Here is a 20,976-nt window from a genome sequence, read left to right as displayed (position 1 = left end):
AATGAGAATAGTTCTTTTAGCTATAACGGTTTTTTTACTGAGTGGATGTAGTGTAACATACCCTTCAATGACAGACTATAGAATCGATCCTGAAGTTGAACTTCCAGTAGATCAAAACAGATGTAAAAAACACTCTATAAAAATCTCACCCGTATTTTCAAATGTATCTTTAAGTTCTACAACTATGCGTTATAGTGTGGGGCGTTATAAAGAGTACTCATATACACAGTCAGCTTGGGCAGATACTCCAAATAGGGTTATTGCAAATAAACTTGTAAATGTCTTGGATGAAGCGGGATTATTTGACGGTGTGTATGGATATAAGTCTTCTAAAAAAGGTGACTTAGTTCTAGAGATGAGTATCAATGAGTTTATTCAGTCGTTTAATGCAGCTGAAGATAGCTCTGAAGCGAAGATAGATATCTCTTTTAATCTTGTAGAGAGAAAAAGCGGGAAGCTAATAGCTTCGAAGAGTTTTTATAAAGTTATGAAAACGAAAACGGCTGATGCCGAGGGTGGTGTGGAAGCACTCAATATTTTATTAGGAAAAGTTTTGGAAGATACAGTTGTTTGGTTAAGTGGAAGTGATAGATGATTCAAGAGAAAGAGTATAGAAAAAGAAGAGAAAGATTTGGAAAGAAACTAGAAAAAAATTCTTTGGCAATAGTGACATCGGCTGAACAAAAAGTGCGTTCAAACGATACGGAATTTCCATATAGACAAGATAGTAATTTTTATTATTTAACAGGTTTTAAAGAGGACAACAGTGTCTTGGTCTTTGTCAAAGAGCAAGAGGAGGCAAAAACCTATCTTTTTGTTATGAAAAAAGATCCGACTCTTGAACTTTGGACAGGAAAACGACTGGGAGCTAAAAAAGCTAAAGAGATTTTCAGTGTTGATGATGTGTTTGAGATAGATCAGCTTGATGGAAAACTCAAAGAGTTCGCAACTGCAAAAAATACTTTGTATTATGATTTTAAAATCGAAGCTGAGTGTATTAAAAAATATAAAAAACTCTCAAATACGATCAGAGATGTTAAAGATGCCGCAAAGATTGCAGAAGAGATGAGATTGATAAAGTCAGCAGCTGAAATTGGACTTATAAGAAAAGCACTCTCAATTACAAAGCAAGCACACCACAAAGCGATGAAGATGAGTAGCAGATGCTCTTTTGAGTATGAGCTTCAGGCGGAAATGGAATATATCTTCAAAAAAAATGGTGCCTACAGCGATGCATATACTTCGATCGTAGCTTCAGGGGATAATGCCAATACTCTGCACTATATAAATAATGACCAACCTTTAAACAAAGGTGATCTGATCTTAATAGATGCAGGGTGTGAATATGAGTACTATTCAAGTGATATAACTAGAACAATCCCTGTAAGCGGTAAGTTTACAAAACCGCAAAAAGAGTTGTATCAGATGGTCCTGGATGTTGAGAAAAAAATTATATCTATGATCAAGCCGACACTCCTTCGAAGCGAATTGCAAAATGAAGCTGAAAAAATGTTGTGTGAGGGGATGGTTAAACTCGGTATCTTAAAAGGGAGTGTGAAAAAGCTCCTCAAAGACAAAGCTCATAAAAAATATTTTCCACACGGAATAGGGCACTATATGGGACTTGATGTACACGATCAAAATCCATATAAAGATAAAAACAATAAAGAGATACCACTCAAAGCGGGAATGGTTTTAACGATAGAACCCGGCATATATTTGCCTAAAGAGGATACGAAAATTCCAAAAAAATATCGTGGAATAGGGATAAGAATAGAGGATGATATCTTAGTAACAAAAACGGGATATGAGAACCTCTCAAAAGATGTTAAAAAAGAGATCGAAGAGATAGAGACACTTAATCGTTAAGTGTCTGAAAATTTTTTTGGTATCTCTCGTTTAGAAAAAGGAGCCAAAGAGCAAAACTTGTCTCTGCGATGAAAGGGATTAAGTATGCTACTTCGATAAAAGAGAGGAACGCTGGAAATAAGAAGTGGATAAAACTGCCTGCTAGATATACAAGTGAAGCTAAAATAAGTCCATAGCCGAGTATCTTCGGCAAATTGAATGAACGCAGAATAAGAACTCCGATAATCCCATTTGATACCGAAAAAAATATCAAACCTAAATCATAACCGTATGAATGAATATCCAAAAAAAGCCTCATTAAATAAGTTGTCTGTGTTATTGGTAGTGCATTGTTAAGTACTATAACAGAGGCAAAATAGGAAAATAAGAGAGCAATAGTTACTATGATAGCATGTACAACTCTATACACTAAAGCATTTAAAGATAAGAGTTGATTTACGGGTTGAAACAGTTTATAGAAGATAACGGCTAATGCCACATCACTTAAGAGCATCACTAAGTCGAGTACAAAGCCTAAATGGTAGAGTGGTAAAGATGTTGTTATGTTTTTGAGAGTCGATACAGAACTTTCATAGTCGATTATAGGAGCTCTTACAAACAGCTCACTCGATATGCCACAGATAATTATTATAAGATATAAAACTCCAGCTATTTTTGAGAGTTTTATATAGTCTGTTGTTTGTGCCATGTGAACTCCAAGAACTAACTACAAGAGTTTATGAATTGTAAGAGTAACTCCATCCAGTTAGGTTTTTGATTTTTGCTTCGGCAAACTCATTTGAATCTGCTAAAAAGTCTATAACATGCATAGGTGTATGAGGCACACTTGCTCTGTCTTGTTGTTTAAACAGTGGCATTGGCATTGGTGTATCCTGTGCGTTCGATATTGCAAACCCTACTGCTGTTAACTGGCTCAATACTTCTGTCGGATTTGTGATCTTATAGTCACTGCAAAACTTATCTAATACAGGTTGTTTTACTTCATCCGGTAGTGCTTCGGGTGTATTTAAAAAGATTGTGAAATGAATAGGTGTAGCTCTGTATTTCTCAGGGGCAGGTGTCGCCATAATGATATACTCTACATTTTTTAAGTGTTCTTGAATCTCAAAAGTATCTAAATATTTATCTGCTCTTATTGATTTTGCTTCCATAGTTTTATCTTCTTATTTTTTGTAAATTATAATATTTAATGGCACAAAATATGCTTAATATTTAGCTCTAGATGATAAGGAGCCACAGTGAAATTTATAGAAGCTTTGAAACTTAAAAGCAAACTGTTTTTTCTTTTCGTTTTTATCACGATAGGACTAATATTTGTGGGAATCGTAGGTGCTAGTTATATTAGTGCCATGAAAAGAAATGTGGACTCTTTATATTTTGGTTCATTAGTCCCCGTTACTGAACTGCATGAGATTGTACAAACATATCACGGCGGAATATCAGCCCCTCTTCATAAAGTGAGCAGAGCAGAGATATCTCGCTCACAAACAATGCGAGAGCTTGAAAAATCATTAGAGCATATAGAGCAAAAATGGAAGAGCTATTCGCAACATTACAAACATACCGAAGAACTCGACTATATTGAATATGTAGATATGGAACTAAGAAGCGCTAACAGGGCCTTTAAAACAACATTGGAGTATTTAAAAAAAGGTGGAAAGCCGGAGAATATTGCACTAAACAGAGTTGAAGAAAAGGTATCTAACCTTCATTCAATAATTAAAAAACTTATCAATTACGAGATTGAAGTCGCTCAGTTTGAACGCAAAAAATTTCTTAACAAGTATGAAGATATAGCCTTTAATATCGGGCTTACTCTTGTTATTGTGATCTTAGCTGTACTGCTTATTACTATGTATGTTTTTAGAAGTATTCAAGAGGACCATACAAAACTTCACGCAATCGCAAAAAAGTTAAAACAGGTAAATAAAAAACTTGAAAATGCATCTTTTACCGATAGTTTGACAAACTTATACAACAGAAGATATTTTAATCATATCTATGAGCGTGAGCTCAAACGTGCAAAAAGACATAAGAACTACATTACATTTATGATGCTGGATATTGATTTTTTTAAACAGTATAATGATACATACGGACATGTTGAAGGAGATTATGCACTTAAAAGTGTCGCTAAGGTTTTAAAAGATACACTCAGACGTCCGAGTGATTATGTATTTCGTCTCGGCGGTGAAGAGTTTGGAGTCTTGTTTAGTGAGACAAATGAGTCTGACAGTGCAAATCTTGCAAGAAAATTATGTCAGGTAGTAAAACAGAGAGAAATAAAACATGAGCAATCTGATGCAGATGAATTTGTAACTATTTCTATCGGAGTAGTTTGTTGTATAGCAGATGAAGCTTTAGATGATGAGGTTTTGATCTCTCGTGCAGATGAGATGCTTTATAAGGCAAAAGAGAATGGGCGTGACGGATACCAGATCACGACAGATGTAAGTTTAATGAAAGTGGTTAGCGCGTAAAGATGTATGATATTATAGTAGCACTTAGCGGACTTGGAATGTTCCTTTTTGGTATGGGATATATGGAGTTAGCCCTCAAAGAGTTTGCGGGAATCAAATTTAAAAGATGGCTAAAACACTCTACCCAGACAAATATAAAAGCTATTTTTACGGGTGGTATTGCTACTGCACTTTTACAAAGTTCCTCTGTAGTCACACTGATGACACTCTCTTTTGTAAGTGCATCACTTATAAGTTTAGAGGGTGCGATAGGGATTATATTTGGTGCAAATATGGGGACAACAGCAACAGCTTGGCTGGTGGCAATTTTAGGGTTTAAAGTAAAGATAGAGGTGTTTGCCTTACCTATGATAGGAGTTGGCGGGATTGTCCTGATGTTTGCACGACATTATAAATTGATAGCAACTGCTAAAATCTTTGTCGGATTCGGACTCTTATTTATGGGTCTGGATATCTTAAAAACGGCTATTGAAGGATTTGCTGTAGGGATTGATCTTGCCTCATATAAAAGCTTCCCTCTTATTGCATTTTTAGCATTAGGAATGGTGATCACTGCACTTATTCAGTCCAGTTCGGCGGCAACGGCTATTATTTTGAGTGCTTTAAGTACCAACATCCTTACATTTGAGATGGCGGCAGCTATGGCAATAGGGACAAATATAGGGACAACGGCAACGGCAATACTCGGTGCTATCGGTGGTGTCTCCTTTAAAAAACGGGTAGCTGCAGCACATCTTCTTTTTAATATTATCACGGCTATTATCGCTTTTATATTTTTATCGCAACTCAGTTATTTTATCTTAGATATTCTCCAGTTTAAAAATGATCCTGTAACTGCACTCGCACTCTTTCATACGATCTTTAATGTGTTAGGGGTATTACTGTTAAGCCCTTTTATAGATAAAATAGCAAACTTTTTAAATAAGCTTTTTATTGTTCGACATGAGGTTGCAACAAAATATATTCATATGGTAGAGCCAAGTGTAGCAGAGAGTGCTTTGATCGCAACGAGAAATGAGATCGCACACCTTTTTATGAAATGTATTAAGTTCACATTCTTTCTTATTAATGTAAAACCGAGTGAGGTACTTAAAACTGATAAAACAGCTTATCAGATAATTAATGATGCGACGCAAGAGTATGACTATGATTACAATAGTAAATATGAAAAGCTTAAAATCATAGAGTTTGAAACAATAAAGTATCTTAATAAAATCAGTGAACTTGTACTTACTGAAAAACAAACAGGCGCTTTAGACACACTTTATAGCTCTTTAAGAGAGTCTGTATATGGTGCAAGAACCATAAAAGATATAAAGCATAATATTGACCAGTTTACACAAAGTGATGATCAAAAGACACTTTACTATTTTAATTTGATCAGAGAGAATCTGATTAAAGCGATTCAAAATGCCCTATTATTTGAAAATAAGGAGATATCACACGAAACTATTATGAGAAATCATGAGGAGATTCTCAAAGAGAATAAAAGTTTTGTCAATAAAGTTACAAGAAATTTTGAGAAAGAGGGGCTTGATGAAAAAATGGTTGTTGCTTTTCTAAACTCTAACCGTTCAGTTCTGCTCGCAATTAACTCATTTATTGATGCTGCAAAAGTTCTAGAACTTGTATTTGAGATTGAGGTGAAAGAGGAGGAGCAAACCGAGGCACAAGAGAGTTAGTGTTTTGGTTTAAAGTTATACCCCGCGTCTACTAAGAGGGGACGAAGTTTCTCTTTTAACTCCCCTTGAAACTCCATAAATCCATCTTTAAAAGCTCCGCCGCAGCCGAGCTTTTTCTTCAGTTTTTTAAGAAGTTCGGCAGATGCAGATTTATCCAGCTGGAATTCACCGACCAAAGTAACGACTTTTCCGCGGCGTTTCTCTTTAGAGAAAAAAAGTTGGTGTTTTTGAGGTTCCAGCACTCCCTTTTTAGAAGTGTTTTTCTTCTCTTGTACCTCAGACCAGCCATCATCGATATCTGCACCGATGAAAAGGTCTAACTTTTTTCCTCTTGACATTTTATTGTGTCACTTTTTCAGCTAACACGCTCATAATTGCAGGATCGTACTTGTTGTTTTTTACAGCTTCCACAACTTCTACAGCGGAGAGCTTAGTGTTGTTGTATACAACTACTACAACTTCATCCTCAGGTTTTAAAAATGTAGTCTCACCATACTCTGTATAACGCGTAGCACCGATACTCACAAGTAGTTTTGTAGGATTACCACAAGCATTGATGTACTCTTTGATAGGCTCTAATGGACCAAACTCTTTTTGTGTATTGATCTGGTTTTTGATCCAGTCAGTTAACTTTGAGTAAAAGTAGCTGTAGCCGTTTAGTTCTACATCTTCACCGTAAGCATGCACTTCACCATCACGTCTTAAAAAACTAGCAATTGAGAAGTTATCCATAATACCACCCTCGGCAAATTTATCAATTGCAAAAAGGTTATCGCTTACACCTTTAGAGTTAGCACCCCAGTTTTTTTTGTCACTTATCTTTGAAGCACCCGCTACACGGATAGAGCAGTCATTATATGCACCAAAGTGTGTAGGTGTGATCGATTTGATCGCATCACCCTCATATTCTAACTCACAAACAAGTCCAACCTCAGGTTCAGCTTGAACATTTACATCCTCTTTTGGAAGAGTAATTGTGTCACTTGATAGAGGGTATGTGTAGAGCATCTCTTTCGGTTTATAGTTTAAACTCTCAGATGCAGTTTTATCACAAGGAAGGTAGAAAGGAAACATCCCTTTTGGAGCTGCTTCATCTTCTGTGATTACATCTTTGAAGTCTTCGAGTTCACCTGCTTGTGCAAGGTGAAGAGCAAAGTTTCCGGCAATACCTAAACCTAAAAACTCTTTATACTCCATTATTTCTGAGCCTCTTTCATTGCAGCAAACTCTTCGTAAGTACCTTCAAAGTCAGTATATGTACCATCATCGTGAAGCTCGATAATACGAGTAGCAAATGCATCAAGTAACTCACGGTCATGAGATACACAGATAACGTTTCCGTTAAATTCGTGTAGTGCTTCACCAAGTGCTACGATCGCTTCAAGGTCAAGGTGGTTGGTAGGCTCATCGAGTAGTAAGAAGTTTCCACCCTCTAGCATCATTTTTGAAAGCATCATACGGTGTTTTTCCCCACCTGAGATAGATACTACAGATTTCTCTTGCTGTTCACCGTTAAAAAGCATACGTCCAAGACAGTTTCTGATCTCAGCGATGTCACGTTTTGGATCAAATGCACGTAACCAGTCGTAAAGTGTTCCGTCACCTTCAATGATATCTGCAGTATCTTGCGGGAAGTACGAGTTCTCAATTGTAGCACCCCATTGGATCTCACCGCTAGTACTTGGTTTCATCTCTTCCATTAGGATCTTCATAAGTGTAGTTTTACCCACACCGTTTCCACCGATAAGTGCGATTTTCTCACCTGGATTTACTTTAAAAGATACGTTTCTAAGTACTTCGTTGTCTCCGTAAGAGTGAGATACGTCGATTACGTTTAGTGCTTCATCACCCATTACACGTTTTGCTTTGAAAACGATAGAAGGGTCACGACGTGAAGATGGTTTAATATCCTCGATCTCAAGTTTCTCAAGTTGTTTTTGTCTTGATGTTGCTTGTTTTGCTTTTGAAGCATTTGCAGAGAAACGGCGAACGAAAGCTTCAAGCTGCTCTTTCTCTTTTTGTTTTTTTGCATTATCAAGTTCCATCTGTTTTGCTAAAACGTTTGCTGCAATGTACCAGTCATCATAGTTACCGGTAAATTCACGGATCTTTTGGAAGTCAACATCTAAGATATTCGTTACAACTGCATTTAAGAAGTGTCTATCGTGTGAAATTACAACCATAGTACCTTCGTGACGCTGAAGCTCATGCTCTAACCAGCTGATAGTCTCGATGTCAAGGTTATTCGTAGGCTCATCTAGGAATAAAACATCAGGTTTCGGGTATAAAACTTGTGCAAGAAGAACTTTGAATTTATCGGCATTATCAAGTGTAGACATAAGTTCGTTGTGCTGTTCAGCAGGGATACCAACATTTTCTAAGATTTTAGCGATATTTACATCGTATTCATACGTTGGATCTTCCTCTACACAGATAGTTTCTAACTCTGCAAGACGATTATTTACTGCATCGTCTTCAAAGTCACCCGTCATGTAGATCTCTTCTTTTTCTTTGATCGCATCGTAAAGTCTTTTGTTACCGTATAAAACAGCATCCATAATAGTGTAATCTTCAAATGCATACTGGTTTTGCCCAAGAACACCCACTTTATTTGATTTAGGGATGATCACTTCCCCTTCATACTCGTTGATTTGTCCAGATAAAATTTTTAGAAAAGTTGTTTTTCCGGCACCGTTAGCACCGATAAGTCCGTAACGTTTATTACGGTCCAGTTTTAGATTGATGTCTTGAAATAGAACTCTATTTCCGTATCTCATTGTAAGATTTTGTACAGTTACCATTATTTAATTGCCTATTCGTTGGAGTTTAGTTTGAATTGTCTTTTGAACCATTAAAAGCATTGCTAACATCGTTTGTAATACTATTTACACCTTCATTGAACTCTTTTGCCGAGCATCCGGATAAAAGAAAAAGTGTAAGGATAGAAAAAATGATATGTTTCATAGTTTGCCTTTAAATTTTTCGCAATTATATCAAAATAGTGTAAAATACCCCAATGCAAATACGTGAACTTACACTAAAAGAATTAGATACGGCATGGGAAGTTGTCGGCCAACTGCGAGTCTCCTTGGATTATAAAGAGTTTGAGGACTTAATCTATGAGATGCGTGATATTAATTATACGATGATCGGTATCTTTGAAAGAGATAAACTTATCACCTATGCAGGGGTGGCTGTAAGTACAAATCTATATCACAGACGTCATCTTTTTGTATATGAACTTGTAACCGACGAAGCGTTTCGATCGCAGGGTTACGGGGTGATGATGCTAGATTATCTAAAAGATTATGCAAAGATGGGTGCTTGTGAAAATCTTGTACTCTCCAGCGGAATAGAAAAGGAAGATGCACACCGTTTTTACGAGAAAAACGGTTTTTCGAAAAAAAGTTTTGTGTTTGTAAAACCTATTTAACTTTGTCTACGCGCAACACTTTTTATATTTTTTTCCGCTTCCGCACGGACAGTTTTCATTACGTTCCACTTTAGAGTTATAAAGCTCTCCGTCTTTATATTTCCAGATCCCGTCCTCTTGGATAAAGTTACTTTTTTCATGCAGTACTTGGATCCCATTTTGATCGCGGTAGTAAGCTTTAAACTCTACCGTTGTGGGTGTTACATCTAAAACATCAAGTTTTAACCACTCTACAGAGTTTGAAAACTCTTCGATCAAAGCGACATCTTCATTAAACTGGTTCTCTTTTACGGCAGAGTAAACAAGGTACTCACCATTTGCTTGAACATAGGCAGAGTAACGGCTTCTCATCAACTCTTCGGCAGTCGCAGGGATTTTTTGTTTTGTAATTATCGGCTCACAACATTCACTAAAATCTTTTTCATTTCCACATATACACATAAATTTTCCGTTTTTAGATAGAATTATACAATAATAGCGTTTTGAAAGAGCGTCTTTAAAGTAGTTTTCTTCGGGACAAATCCTCCCGTTGGTCTGAGCCCTACGAAAATTTCTTTAAAGACTTTCGTCAAACTAGTGAGCGCGTGGGAGAGCGGAATGCAAATAAAATCACTCTATATAGCTTCAAATGAAAAAAATGTAGGTTCCCTGTTTATCTCAATGGGTATGATGGAACTTTTAAAACGTAAGCTACATCGAGTAGCCTTTTTCAGACCTGTAATCTACGATCAAAACTGTGAAGACTATAACACTCAGTTTATACTTGAACGCTATAAACTAGATATGAAGTATGAGCAGTGTATCGGTTTTCCTATCTCATATGTGGAAGAGATGCTCTCGCAAAAAAAAGAGAAAGAGTTACTTAACCAACTGATTGAGAAGTTTAAAGAGTTAGAGAAAAGTTATGACTTTGTTCTTTGTGAGGGGATTAACAGAGATGCTTTAAGTGCTACGATAGCGTATGATCTTAATATGGAACTTGCTAAAAATTTCGGTTCAGGGTATATCAATATTATCGGGGCAAAAGATAAAGAGGTAAAAGATGTTTATGAAGACCTTTTAATTGAAAATGAGCATATAAGCTTAGCTTCTAACCATTTTGCAACTTTCATTAACCGAGTCTCTAAAGAGAAGTCACAGGAGTTAAAATCACTTTTACAAAAGAGTGACTATACCACTTTTATAGTTGAGGAGAACTCTGAACTCAGCCTCTCAACAATTGAGGACTTGATCGAAGGTTTGGATGCAAAAGAGGTGTTTGTATCAGAGCATGATTACAATAGAACTTTTAAAGAGGTGCGTGTTGCAGCACTCTCTTTAGATAATTTTTTAGAGCATATTCAAGAGGATGACCTCATTATCGTTCCTGCAGATCGTTCAGATATTATACTTGGGCTTCTAGGGGCACTTCATTCATCGGCATATCCAAATATCAGCGGGATAGTATTTCCATTTAATATGTCGATCCATCCAAATATAGAAAAACTGATTGACGGTTTGAAAAGTTTTAAGGTTCCTATTCTCTCAGTTGAAACAGATAGTTATAATACTGCGAAAAACATTATTAAGCTTCATCCGCGTGTACGGGTTAATTCAGAGCGTAAAATTGCTCTAGCGTTGGGTGAGTTTTATAAAAGCGTAGATGTTGAGCTGATCGAGGAGAAGATATCGCATAGTTTTAGTGATATTATGACACCGCAGATGTTTGAGTATAAACTTTTTGCAATGGCACGTGCAGATAAAAAAACAATAGTACTGCCGGAGAGTGAAGATGAAAGGGTACTACGTGCAGCTGAGATCATACTTCGCCGGGATGTTGCAGATATTATCTTGCTTGGAGATAAAGATGAGGTGCGACATAGATATTTAAGGCTTGGGCTTGACCTCTCAAAAGCACAGATTATCGATCATAGAGATTCTGAACTCTTGGATGGTTTTGTAGAAAAGTTTTATGAGATGAGAAAAGAAAAAGGGTTAACACTTCAAGCTTCAAGAGATGCGATGATCCATGCAAACTATTTTGCAACTATGATGGTTGAATGCGGGATCGCCGATGGGATGGTTAGCGGTGCAGTCCATTCAACAGCCGATACTATGCGACCGGCACTACAGATCATAAAAACAGCAAAAGAGATCTCTATCGTCTCTTCGGTTTTTTTGATGTGTTTTGAAACAAAAGTTTTAGTCTATGGTGATTGTGCGATCAACCAGGAACCAGACAGTAAAAATTTAGCCGACATCGCAATCGCTTCTGCAAAAACGGCAAAACTTTTCGATATTGAACCGAAAGTGGCAATGCTCTCATATTCAACGGGCAATAGCGGCTGGGGTGAAGATGTAGACAAAGTAAAAGAGGCTACAAAACTGGTAAAAGAGAAAGCCCCTGATCTGTTTGTAGAAGGGCCTATTCAATACGATGCCGCAATTAATAAAGATGTAGCACGAAAAAAACTTCCAAACTCGAAAGTAGCAGGGGAGGCGAGTGTGTTTATCTTCCCTGATCTAAATACCGGGAATAACACCTATAAAGCGGTGCAAAGAAGTAGCGGGGCGGTAGCTATTGGACCGATTATCCAAGGTCTTAAAAAGCCTGTAAATGATCTAAGCCGCGGGTGTTTGGTAGCTGATATAGTAAATACGATCGCAATAACGGCGATACAAGCGGGGCAAAATGAAAATAGCAGTTGTTAACTCTGGGAGTTCCTCTTTAAAGTTTAAACTCTTAAAATTTCCCCAAGGAACAGTTTTAGAGGAAAAACTTGTTGAGCATATAGGTGAAGAGCATTCAGATATAAAAGATCACCATCAGGCATTAGAGGCATTGGCGATCGACTTTAGTGAGATAGATGTAATCGGACACAGGGTTGTTCACGGCGGTGAGAAGTTTCATAGTACGGTTTTAATTGATAATGAAGTGATTAGAACGATCCGAGAGCTTATCCCTTTAGCACCTCTTCACAATCCTGCAAACTTGGAGGGGATAGAGGTGATGCAAAAGTTTGCTCCAAATATTCCTCAAGTAGCAGTGTTTGATACCGCATTTCACTCTAGTTTGCAAAAAGAGGCCTATATGTATGCACTGCCGTATGAGATGTATGAAAAAAATCATATCAGACGTTACGGCTTTCACGGTACTTCGCATAGTTATCTTTTAAAAGAGGCTGCAAAACTTTTAAACAAAGAACCTGAAAAGACAAGCCTTATCTCACTCCACCTAGGAAACGGTGAGAGTATTTGTGCTATTCAAAACGGTAAAAGTGTAGATATCTCTATGGGATTTACTCCACTAGAGGGTTTAATGATGGGGAGTCGCAGCGGTGATCTTGATGCGGAGATCGTATTATATATGCAAAAGTCTCTAAATTTGAGTGTTGAGGAAGTAGATACCATCTTAAATAAAAAGTCGGGACTGATTGGAGTTTGCGGGGAGAATGATATTCGGACAATTTTAGAGCGTAATGATGAGCGTGCAAAACTTGCGATTAAAATGATGGTGAGACGAATCCATAAGTATATAGGGGCTTATTTCATGTTGCTTGACACAGAGGTGGATGCTATTGTCTTTAGCGGCGGTATAGGTGAAAATTCTCAAGTGATACGGGATAAGATCTTAGATAAAGCAATATTGAAAAATTTAAAAAGTTTTGTAATAAAAACAGATGAAGAGCTTGAGATAGCTCGTGAATGTTATCAGATTGTAAAGAAGGTGTAGGGAAAAATTTCCCTACTTTGTATAAAGATTATACAGCTGTTACGTTCTCAGCTTGAGGACCTTTTTGTCCCTCACCGATTTCGAAAGTAACTTTTTGCCCCTCTTGAAGAGAAACTCTACCACCATTTGGATTGTTTACTTGACGGAAGTGTACAAATACATCACTACCACCATTGTCTTGTTGAATGAAACCATAACCTTTTTCCTCGTTGAACCATTTAACTGATCCGTTTACTAATTCTGCCATAAAGCAACCTTGTTTAAAAATTTCGTGTCAAAATATTGGAGAGTCTTTAGGTTGGTTCACACGGGTAGAGCAAAATCACACTAAAGATGAAATGTATCCTCATCTTTCACTTAAATATGCATTGTATCTAAAAAATTTAGAATTTATGATGAATTTTGCATAGAGAGTCGAATTCCATATGCTCGTTGTGTCTCAATGAAATCATATCCAAGCTGAGAACGGAGTCTGTAAACCAATGTTCTTAGAGAAGATTCACTAGGAGGATTGTCTTTATAAAGTTCATCTTCTATTATCTCAAATGGAATATATTCCCCTTTTGCTTCAATAAGTAGTTTTAAAAGTTGAAGTTTTTTCCCATTTATTTTTACCCGTTGACCATTATGGGTCAGTATATCGTGCTCTCGATCAAAAATATAGTTGTTTGGAAGTGTTAAAAGATTTTCTTTTGATGTTTGTAGAGGTTTTCTTTTTAAAGCCGCAAGTTTCAGTAAAGCAAAAAGCTCTCTTTCATTTAGAGGCTTTGCCAAATAGCCTAAAGGCTGAGTCTCTATCGCTTTATTGATAGTCTGATCATCTGTATAGGCTGTGAGGTAAATGACTGGAATTTTTTCGTTAAGTTGTTTATAGAAGTCAACACCGTCTATTTTATCATTGAGATGTATATCCATAATGAGCAGGTTAATTTCACTGTGTTGTTTTAATAGTGAAAAAGCATCTTCAAAATTTGTGGCATTATCAACAACATGAAACCCCGCTTCTTTGAGTTGGAGAGATAAGTTTAAAGCAAGAATACTTTCATCCTCGATGATAAGAATGTTTAAACCTTTCATATTTAACTTTCCTCTTTCCACTTAATTATTGTTTTTGTTCCGTTATCTACTTGTACATCTATTGTACCACGGAGTTGCTTTTGAGTTAATGTATCTACTATCGTCAATCCAAGTGACGGAGTTTTCTTTAGATCGTACCCTTTACCATTATCTTCTACAGACATGTAAATATAGTGATCTTTTTTGTAGGTACGTACAAGAATTGTCCCTTCATTGTTAAAAGCGTATTTAAAGGAGTTTGTAATAAGTTCATTTAAAATCAATCCGCAATAGATAGAGTCCTTTACTGGTATATTGTATTTAATGTCGTAAAGAATATTTACATGGAGTTTAAAATGTATCTTGATATTCTTGATAATGTTTTGAAAATATAGTTCTGTATTGATCATGGAATGATCATCTGATAAGTGCAAAAGTTCATAGAGTTTTGCAAAAGAGTTGATTCTATTACAAGTAACAGTAAGTTCATTTTTAGTACTTTTAACAGTTGTCTTATGGATCTGCAATTGTAAAAGTGAAATTACCATTGCAAGATTGTTTTTTACTCGGTGTTGCAACTCTTTATAGAGTAGGTCTTTTTCCTCCAAAGAGGTTTTGAGATCATGAGTCTGTTTCTCTACAAGTGTTTGAAGACGTTTTTGTTCATCTTGTTGCAACTCTATAAGTTTTTGGTTAAGGGTGTCTTTTTGAAGATGTAAACGTCTTATACGATAAGCAAGTGCTATTGAGAAGGTAAAGGCTTCTAGTGAAAAGGCAACTTCGTTTATATATCTGAAGTGTTCAAATATATTATAACCACCTAGAGACTGTATGACCGAGAAGATGAGAGAGATGATTACGAATGTCCACCCTATAAGGTAGATAGATGCTTCTTTTGTCCCATTTTTTAGAGCATAGAATCCTGACAATACCATTAAAAATCCTAACGGGAAAAAAATTAACATTACATTTAGATCAAATAAAAAATTATCAAAACTCAATAGAGCAATAATAGGAAGCCCATAGAGATAAGTTTTTAAAAATAGATGTGTCTTTTTAAATCTTTCTGTATGTAAAAATTCCATCGTAAAAAGGAGCATCGGTAAAACAAGTATAACAATGTAGCACATCGTCGCTTTTGTGACAAACTCTGAAATAGCATTGGAAAAAAGGTAGAGCTGAGCAACTCCGAGATAGATTGACTCAAAGAAAATTACTGCTGTGAGATATAGGATATAGTACAAGTAAACTATATCTCTGGTAAAGATGAAGAGCATAAGGTTGTAAAGCAAAAGAGTTACAATGATTGTAAAAAAAGTAATCATATAGAACTTCTGTGTATAGCTATGCTCTACAAAATCAGTTTTATTCCATAAAATAATTTTTGCTACAAATGTTGAAATTTTACAATGCCCCTTAATGAAGTATGTTTTCTCTTCAAAAGGTTGCAAGGTGATTTCAAAAGTAGGATTGAGAGAGTCTCTTGAATCCCTATGATGAAACATCCCATCTTTAATAGTTTTATCACCGTCAATAAACAGGAGATCTTCGGTTTCTGAATTAGCATATTCTATGATTTTTGTTAGTGGTTTATCTGTCTTGTTTTTGAGAGTAAACTTGATCCAAAGAGCAGTATCTGGAACTATACCAAGGTTAATTACCTTCTGATTATTTATTTGAAACTTTTTAGTTAGAACTTCTTCTTTTTCAAGACTGTTTGTATGATCGAGAAAAATAGAACTGTGTTCAAGTAATGAAACATTTGATGTTGTATCGTCTATATCATATGCACTAAGCGATAAACTAAAAAGAAGAATAATAAGTAGTTTTAATGTTACGTTCATAAGCAGATCTTAACATTTTTCAAAAAATAACAAAAATGTGACGATAAATGTGACATAGGGTTAGTATACTACACAATAGATTTTAATCTAAAAAAGGGAGAAATAATGAAACACTTTTTTCTAAAAACATCTATGATGTCTTTAGGTACGGCAGTTGTACTTGGGATGACTGGATGTAGTGGCGGAGGCAGTAGTGACAGTACTACTACACTCACTAGTATAAGTGGTGGAGCAGTTGATGGTTATCTTCAAGGAGCTACTGTTTTTGTAGATAGTACGGCTGATGGAGAACAAAATGCTACAGAACAAGCAACTATTACAGATACAAACGGTGACTTTACTTTAACAGGTACAATTACAAATGGTACTAAAATCTATGCATACGGTGGTATAGATAGAAGTACTGGGAAACCGTTTGAAGGGAGACTTTCTGCGATTTATCAAGGAAAAACACCTATCCTTTCACCTTTAAGTACATATGTTACTGCAATGGTTGCTAAGGGTGTGGATATTGATACAGCTAAAACAAAAGTAGCTGCAAACTTTGGTCTTTCAGCTGAAGATGTTGATAAGGATCCGATGACAGAACCTACAGTTTTCTTAGCTGCACAAAAAGTACAAAAGACAGTTGAAGTAGTTGCTGCTGCAACTGGTGAAAGTGACTTTAACAAGGCTTATGAAGATGTATTTGCTTCGCTTGCAAGCGTGACAGATGAAAATACAAGTAGTGGTGACTTTAATGCAACTGTTTTAGTACAGAAAGTGGCGACAGATAAAAGCGTTGCTATTGATACAAGTGTTGAAACATTTTTAGAAACATATGTCGCTAAAGTTGATGAGATAGCTGAGCAAAATGCTACAACAGATACACTTGACGGTATTGGTGATGTTTTAGACACTTATACAGAAGTAGTAGAATCAGCAATTGAAAATAATGACACTACGGCAATTGCAGACTATACAACGGTAATTGAAAACTTAGATGCAAACGATACTGTTACACAGATCGAAGATGGGACATATACAGACCCAATTGCAGATGCACTAGATGCAATACAAGATGCTTTTGATAACAATATCAGCTATTTAGGAGCTAATACAGCAAATAATAATATTATAGTAGATTTAAATCTTACAGATCCTGCTACATTAACAGATGTAAACCTTACTTGGTCATCAGACAATGCAGCTGTGGATGCTACAACAGGTGTTATAACAAGAACTGATACGATAGATGTAAATGTAGCTTTAAAAGCGACTGTTTCTAAAGTTGCAAGTGATGCAAACAGTACTGTAGTTACAAAAAATCAAACATATAACTTAGTGGTTAAAAGAAATGAGTATGCACCGGTTGCATTAGATTCAGTAGCTACTACTAATGAAGATAATGCAGTAGAAATACCATTAAGTTTTAGTGATCAAAATCAAGATATTTTAGCAGTTCAGATTACAACACAACCTAGTCATGGTGTTGCGATATATGCTAATGGAAGTATTACATATACTCCAGAGGTAAACTTTAACGGTACAGATAGTTTAGTATATACTGTAACAGATACTACAGGTCTTGCTGCCACTGCTAATGTAAATATCACTGTAAATGCAGTAAATGATGCTCCAACAGTTCTAAATGATACAGATAGCGTTACCACAGGTGCTTCTGTTACTATCGACGTATTGGCGAATGATACAGATGTAGATAGTGATACATTGAGTATAACTGCTGTTACTGTAGGAAATTATGGAACAGCTACAATTAATGGAGGAACTATAGATTATGTAGCAGGCTTAGTTGCAGGTACAGATACATTAACATATACAGTTAGTGACGGCAGTGTAGATGTTAATGGTACAGTTACTATTACTGTGTTAAGTACTCCAGTCGATCCAATTGATCCAGGTGACACGCCAACAGCTATTACTTTTACAGATGGTATGGAGTTCTCTAACTTTGATGTATGGGAGGATTATGATAAAACAGTTGTTGAGTTAAGAACTCACAGTTTAAATAGTGGTACATTTACTGAAAATGCTTATGAATTAAACACGACAACAGGTGTTTTTGAGGCTAGTACAAAAGCTAACAGTGATTATGTTCTAGGTGCAAACGGCTGGACAACAGAATCGTTTAAAACTTATACGCTTACTAACGGTGTGATTACATTTGAAAATGGTATGGCTGTACAAATTGCAGCAGAGTACGATCTGGCAAATCCAACAGCTGAAGGTGCTGCACTGATTTCTGAGATCAATGCTCAAGTTCCGGGTGAAGATAATGTGACATTTAATGCTGGTGCAAAAGCATATGTTTTAGCATTTAAACCTACAACTGATCTTTATGAATTATGGGATGCTCCAACAGTACAAGAACAAGATCCTGTAACATTTAACTGGTATTCAACGGATGTGACATTTACTACTTTATATGCTTATATGCAGTCTGTAAATTCACCGTCTGGTGTTTTTAATGAACTTACAGGAGAATTTACTGGTGTTGATTTTGAAAGAAATACAGCTTCAACACAATGTAATATGTTCCATAACTGTCCGGTAATTGATTCTACTGGAACAGAGTTCAGTAGTGTAGTTTCTGGAATGACAGGGAATTTAGTTGTTACAGATCATACAGTAATTGATGGACCTTATCCGCAAACAAAAGTTGGTACATGGGAAGCAAAAACTGTTAATGGTATGTTACTAATAACTTATAAACCTGATATTGGCAGTGAAAGTTATTTTGGTTGGGAAGATAACTTAATTGCTGTTGCGGACGGTGCTGTACGTAAAGGTCAGTATCAAGCAGCTGCAACAGAGTTTAAAATAGATACGGAACAAGCGGAATTTAATGATGTAGCAGTAAATGATATCAAAGCTGCTATTGCAACATTTATTGCAAATGGCGGTACTATTGATCCTACACCAACACAACTTACAGCAGTTGATGATTCTATAACTACTCAGCCCGATACACCTATTACATACAATGTACTGGCAAACGATTTTGGCGGTGAAGGAATTTTATCTATAACTAATGCGACAGACGGTCAAAACGGTACAGTTACATGGACGAGTGATAGTGTAGAGTACACTCCTAATGCGGGATATGAAGGGAGTGATAGCTTTACATACACTATAACTGACGGTTTCACAGAAGCTACAGCGACTGTAAATGTAAACATCTCAACAAATAATCCTCCGGTTGCAAATAATGCTGCATTTACAATGTTAGTAGGTGAGACTATTTCTGGAAATATTGGTGCAGTTGATCCTGAAGGTGCTACTGTTACATACAGTGTTTCTGCTATCAACGATCCAAGTCAAGTTTTTGGTCCAAACACAATACTCTCTTCTGATGGTAATTTTACGATCGAAACAGTACAAGAGGGGAATGCAACTATAACGGTAACAATGAGTGACGGTGATGTTAATTCAACAGTGACATACAGTGTTTTTGTAGAAGCTTCAATGAATAGTGACTCTCTTTATGGGATGAGTGAAGCATCTCAAAATTTAACTTCAACAGAGTTTGATACATATGCAGCGTCTCCGCAAACTTTCCCTGCAGATACTCCACTATATAGTTTTTGGGGAGTTAATACTGATGAAAACGGTACAGCTACACTTGAGTATGATTATTTAGAGTTTAAAACAGACGGTACATTTGTAAATCCTGATGGTAATGGTACTCATGATAGCCAATGGAATAGTACTATGACAGTTAGCATGGAAGGTACTCCTGTTGCAAAAGCTGTTGTAGTAAATGAGAATATGAGTGCAACTGAGATCGCAAGTGAGATCACAGAATTAGGTGAACTTGGTATTACTTTACCGACAGGTTCAGTTGTTTCTAAAGTAGCTGTACTTATGTTAAACGATGAGTACGATATTTGGGGACCGGTAGAAGCGTATGTAGATGGAGTAACTCCTGTAACTGCTTTAGCAGAGATGTTTGGCAATTATACAGCAGCGTATAATCGTGAAAACTATAAACGCCAATTGATGTTCGCTCAAGGTGAACAGTTTAGTGATGGAAATGGAACTATAGTGGAAGTTGATATGACAAGTGTCTATATGGGACTTAGTATGGAACCGACTGTTATTAATCCAAGTGCAGGAACTTGGACGGCAACAACGTATACAGATAATAATGGAACTACAGTTGATATGATCCTTATGACAGTTGATGATACTTTAGTTGGAGCTTATAATAAAAATCCAATTTTAGTAGCTCCAGGTATTGTACTTGAAGATGGTACAACTACATCACGTATATATCAAGGTAGTTATACTCCTGCAAATACTGGTTTTGTAGAGTATTACTTTAATGATACAGCTGCACAAGAGATAGTAAGTAATTTTAACGCTACTCACTAAATTCTTCTTTTATTTCGTATGCCCTAGCGGCATACGAAAACTTCCTAAAATCTTATAAATGATTGTAATTTTCATGTAATCTTCATGTAATTTTTATATAATAGTATTTCAAACAATATTTCAAAAGGTTTTTTATGAAAAGAAATGCGTTCTCTTTAATAGAACTGATGATCGTTATCGTAATCCTTGGACTGTTAGCGGCGATGGTTATGCCGAGTCTTACAGGTAAGGGTGAAGAAGCGAAACGTGACCTTGTATGTGTACAGATGAAAAGTATCTATAACGGTGCACTTGATATGTACAAGATTAAAAATAGTGTGTACCCTTCAACACAAGAGGGCTTAAAACTACTTACAAAAGACGATAAGTATTTTAAAGACGCTAAGATGCCTAAAGATTCTTGGGGGCAAGAGTTTATCTACATCAACAACGACGGTAAAGTAGAACTTATCTCTCTAGGTGCTGATAAAAAAGAGGGTGGTAAAGATGAAGCTGCCGACATTAAACTAAGTGAGTGTAAATAAGT

Annotated in this window: 19 protein-coding genes; 9 read left to right on the top strand and 10 right to left on the bottom strand. The window is 36.2% G+C overall.

Annotation, left to right across the window (positions count from 1 at the left end; translation table 11 throughout):
* Window position 1: 1 nt before the first annotated feature.
* On the top strand, window positions 2–595 hold the full coding sequence (locus tag FJR03_RS08350; protein WP_193113060.1) for an ABC-type transport auxiliary lipoprotein family protein: 594 nt from the start codon (window positions 2–4) through the stop codon (window positions 593–595).
* The gene (locus FJR03_RS08345) at window positions 592–1,869 is read left to right on the top strand and encodes an aminopeptidase P N-terminal domain-containing protein (RefSeq protein WP_193113059.1); all 1,278 of its coding nucleotides are present in this window, start codon (window positions 592–594) and stop codon (window positions 1,867–1,869) included. The genes FJR03_RS08350 and FJR03_RS08345 overlap by 4 nt, the downstream gene beginning before the upstream one ends.
* Here the strand turns inward: FJR03_RS08345 and FJR03_RS08340 are convergent.
* Together FJR03_RS08340 and FJR03_RS08335 are read right to left on the bottom strand one after the other, a co-directional pair.
* Window positions 1,859–2,557 (bottom strand): DUF4386 domain-containing protein, encoded by a 699-nt coding sequence (locus FJR03_RS08340; RefSeq protein WP_193113058.1) that lies wholly within the window; start codon window positions 2,555–2,557, stop codon window positions 1,859–1,861. The genes FJR03_RS08345 and FJR03_RS08340 overlap by 11 nt on opposite strands.
* A gap of 28 nt (window positions 2,558–2,585) precedes the next feature.
* Window positions 2,586–3,020: a hypothetical protein gene (locus tag FJR03_RS08335; protein WP_193113057.1), complete on the bottom strand. Its 435-nt coding sequence runs from the start codon at window positions 3,018–3,020 to the stop codon at window positions 2,586–2,588.
* An 87-nt stretch (window positions 3,021–3,107) separates the two neighbouring features.
* Between FJR03_RS08335 and FJR03_RS08330 the strand changes: the two genes are divergently transcribed.
* Together FJR03_RS08330 and FJR03_RS08325 are read left to right on the top strand one after the other, a co-directional pair.
* Complete coding sequence (locus tag FJR03_RS08330) at window positions 3,108–4,349, top strand: diguanylate cyclase (RefSeq protein WP_193113056.1); 1,242 nt, start codon at window positions 3,108–3,110, stop codon at window positions 4,347–4,349.
* A 2-nt stretch (window positions 4,350–4,351) separates the two neighbouring features.
* The gene (locus tag FJR03_RS08325) at window positions 4,352–6,031 is read left to right on the top strand and encodes a Na/Pi cotransporter family protein (RefSeq protein ID WP_193113055.1); all 1,680 of its coding nucleotides are present in this window, start codon (window positions 4,352–4,354) and stop codon (window positions 6,029–6,031) included.
* Here FJR03_RS08325 and FJR03_RS08320 read toward each other — a convergent pair.
* The 4 genes from FJR03_RS08320 to FJR03_RS08305 are packed head-to-tail and all read right to left on the bottom strand — an operon-like array spanning window position 6,028 to window position 8,995.
* The gene (locus tag FJR03_RS08320) at window positions 6,028–6,369 is read right to left on the bottom strand and encodes a translation initiation factor (RefSeq protein WP_193113054.1); all 342 of its coding nucleotides are present in this window, start codon (window positions 6,367–6,369) and stop codon (window positions 6,028–6,030) included. The genes FJR03_RS08325 and FJR03_RS08320 overlap by 4 nt on opposite strands.
* Before the next feature lies 1 nt (window position 6,370).
* On the bottom strand, window positions 6,371–7,228 hold the full coding sequence (locus tag FJR03_RS08315; RefSeq protein WP_226962107.1) for a DUF5718 family protein: 858 nt from the start codon (window positions 7,226–7,228) through the stop codon (window positions 6,371–6,373).
* Window positions 7,228–8,832 (bottom strand): ABC-F family ATP-binding cassette domain-containing protein, encoded by a 1,605-nt coding sequence (locus tag FJR03_RS08310; protein WP_193113053.1) that lies wholly within the window; start codon window positions 8,830–8,832, stop codon window positions 7,228–7,230. The genes FJR03_RS08315 and FJR03_RS08310 overlap by 1 nt, the downstream gene beginning before the upstream one ends.
* A gap of 25 nt (window positions 8,833–8,857) precedes the next feature.
* On the bottom strand, window positions 8,858–8,995 hold the full coding sequence (locus tag FJR03_RS08305) for a lipoprotein (RefSeq protein ID WP_193113052.1): 138 nt from the start codon (window positions 8,993–8,995) through the stop codon (window positions 8,858–8,860).
* Between the two features lie 52 nt (window positions 8,996–9,047).
* Between FJR03_RS08305 and FJR03_RS08300 the strand changes: the two genes are divergently transcribed.
* Window positions 9,048–9,464 (top strand): GNAT family N-acetyltransferase, encoded by a 417-nt coding sequence (locus FJR03_RS08300; RefSeq protein WP_193113051.1) that lies wholly within the window; start codon window positions 9,048–9,050, stop codon window positions 9,462–9,464.
* A 6-nt stretch (window positions 9,465–9,470) separates the two neighbouring features.
* Here FJR03_RS08300 and FJR03_RS08295 read toward each other — a convergent pair whose 3' ends face one another.
* Complete coding sequence (locus tag FJR03_RS08295; RefSeq protein ID WP_193113050.1) at window positions 9,471–9,905, bottom strand: YchJ family protein; 435 nt, start codon at window positions 9,903–9,905, stop codon at window positions 9,471–9,473.
* A 156-nt stretch (window positions 9,906–10,061) separates the two neighbouring features.
* On the opposite strand from FJR03_RS08295, the gene pta reads away from it, so the two are divergent.
* Entirely contained in the window at window positions 10,062–12,155 is a 2,094-nt protein-coding gene (gene pta, locus FJR03_RS08290) for a phosphate acetyltransferase (protein ID WP_193113049.1), read from the top strand.
* Window positions 12,136–13,176 (top strand): acetate kinase, encoded by a 1,041-nt coding sequence (locus FJR03_RS08285; RefSeq protein ID WP_193113048.1) that lies wholly within the window; start codon window positions 12,136–12,138, stop codon window positions 13,174–13,176. Before pta ends, FJR03_RS08285 begins: the two co-directional genes overlap by 20 nt.
* A 28-nt stretch (window positions 13,177–13,204) precedes the next feature.
* On the opposite strand, the gene FJR03_RS08280 is transcribed toward FJR03_RS08285, so the two are convergent.
* The 3 genes from FJR03_RS08280 to FJR03_RS08270 all read right to left on the bottom strand — a co-directional run bounded on the left by FJR03_RS08280 (window position 13,205) and on the right by FJR03_RS08270 (window position 16,076).
* Window positions 13,205–13,423 carry a cold-shock protein gene (locus tag FJR03_RS08280; protein WP_193113047.1) on the bottom strand — a complete coding sequence of 73 codons (219 nt, stop codon included), beginning with the start codon at window positions 13,421–13,423 and terminating at the stop codon, window positions 13,205–13,207.
* A 143-nt stretch (window positions 13,424–13,566) separates the two neighbouring features.
* Window positions 13,567–14,253 (bottom strand): response regulator, encoded by a 687-nt coding sequence (locus FJR03_RS08275; protein WP_193113046.1) that lies wholly within the window; start codon window positions 14,251–14,253, stop codon window positions 13,567–13,569.
* A gap of 2 nt (window positions 14,254–14,255) precedes the next feature.
* On the bottom strand, window positions 14,256–16,076 hold the full coding sequence (locus tag FJR03_RS08270) for a 7TM diverse intracellular signaling domain-containing protein (RefSeq protein ID WP_193113045.1): 1,821 nt from the start codon (window positions 16,074–16,076) through the stop codon (window positions 14,256–14,258).
* A gap of 105 nt (window positions 16,077–16,181) precedes the next feature.
* Here FJR03_RS08270 and FJR03_RS08265 point away from each other — a divergent pair, with 105 nt between their 5' ends.
* Window positions 16,182–20,450, top strand: coding sequence for an Ig-like domain-containing protein (locus tag FJR03_RS08265; protein WP_193113044.1), 4,269 nt, complete (start codon window positions 16,182–16,184; stop codon window positions 20,448–20,450).
* A 134-nt stretch (window positions 20,451–20,584) separates the two neighbouring features.
* Window positions 20,585–20,974, top strand: a complete 390-nt coding sequence (gene gspG / locus FJR03_RS08260) for a type II secretion system major pseudopilin GspG (RefSeq protein ID WP_193113043.1) — start codon at window positions 20,585–20,587, stop codon at window positions 20,972–20,974.
* Window positions 20,975–20,976 lie beyond the last annotated feature (2 nt).

It is taken from the genome of Sulfurimonas marina (assembly GCF_014905095.1).
Lineage (GTDB): Bacteria > Campylobacterota > Campylobacteria > Campylobacterales > Sulfurimonadaceae > Sulfurimonas > Sulfurimonas marina.
This window is presented reverse-complemented; position numbering and strand designations above follow the sequence as displayed.

What these genes read in the sequence shown, in the direction of transcription:
- FJR03_RS08350 (WP_193113060.1), top strand. Translation starts at nt 2, where the DNA reads ATGAGAATAGTTCTTTTAGCTATAACGGTTTTTTTACTGAGTGGATGT.
- FJR03_RS08345 (WP_193113059.1), top strand. Translation starts at nt 592, where the DNA reads ATGATTCAAGAGAAAGAGTATAGAAAAAGAAGAGAAAGATTTGGAAAG.
- FJR03_RS08340 (WP_193113058.1), bottom strand. Translation starts at nt 2,557, where the DNA reads ATGGCACAAACAACAGACTATATAAAACTCTCAAAAATAGCTGGAGTT.
- FJR03_RS08335 (WP_193113057.1), bottom strand. Translation starts at nt 3,020, where the DNA reads ATGGAAGCAAAATCAATAAGAGCAGATAAATATTTAGATACTTTTGAG.
- FJR03_RS08325 (WP_193113055.1), top strand. Translation starts at nt 4,352, where the DNA reads ATGTATGATATTATAGTAGCACTTAGCGGACTTGGAATGTTCCTTTTT.
- FJR03_RS08320 (WP_193113054.1), bottom strand. Translation starts at nt 6,369, where the DNA reads ATGTCAAGAGGAAAAAAGTTAGACCTTTTCATCGGTGCAGATATCGAT.
- FJR03_RS08315 (WP_226962107.1), bottom strand. Translation starts at nt 7,228, where the DNA reads ATGGAGTATAAAGAGTTTTTAGGTTTAGGTATTGCCGGAAACTTTGCT.
- FJR03_RS08310 (WP_193113053.1), bottom strand. Translation starts at nt 8,832, where the DNA reads ATGGTAACTGTACAAAATCTTACAATGAGATACGGAAATAGAGTTCTA.
- FJR03_RS08305 (WP_193113052.1), bottom strand. Translation starts at nt 8,995, where the DNA reads ATGAAACATATCATTTTTTCTATCCTTACACTTTTTCTTTTATCCGGA.
- FJR03_RS08300 (WP_193113051.1), top strand. Translation starts at nt 9,048, where the DNA reads ATGCAAATACGTGAACTTACACTAAAAGAATTAGATACGGCATGGGAA.
- FJR03_RS08295 (WP_193113050.1), bottom strand. Translation starts at nt 9,905, where the DNA reads ATGTGTATATGTGGAAATGAAAAAGATTTTAGTGAATGTTGTGAGCCG.
- pta (WP_193113049.1), top strand. Translation starts at nt 10,062, where the DNA reads ATGCAAATAAAATCACTCTATATAGCTTCAAATGAAAAAAATGTAGGT.
- FJR03_RS08285 (WP_193113048.1), top strand. Translation starts at nt 12,136, where the DNA reads ATGAAAATAGCAGTTGTTAACTCTGGGAGTTCCTCTTTAAAGTTTAAA.
- FJR03_RS08280 (WP_193113047.1), bottom strand. Translation starts at nt 13,423, where the DNA reads ATGGCAGAATTAGTAAACGGATCAGTTAAATGGTTCAACGAGGAAAAA.
- FJR03_RS08275 (WP_193113046.1), bottom strand. Translation starts at nt 14,253, where the DNA reads ATGAAAGGTTTAAACATTCTTATCATCGAGGATGAAAGTATTCTTGCT.
- FJR03_RS08270 (WP_193113045.1), bottom strand. Translation starts at nt 16,076, where the DNA reads ATGAACGTAACATTAAAACTACTTATTATTCTTCTTTTTAGTTTATCG.
- FJR03_RS08265 (WP_193113044.1), top strand. Translation starts at nt 16,182, where the DNA reads ATGAAACACTTTTTTCTAAAAACATCTATGATGTCTTTAGGTACGGCA.
- gspG (WP_193113043.1), top strand. Translation starts at nt 20,585, where the DNA reads ATGAAAAGAAATGCGTTCTCTTTAATAGAACTGATGATCGTTATCGTA.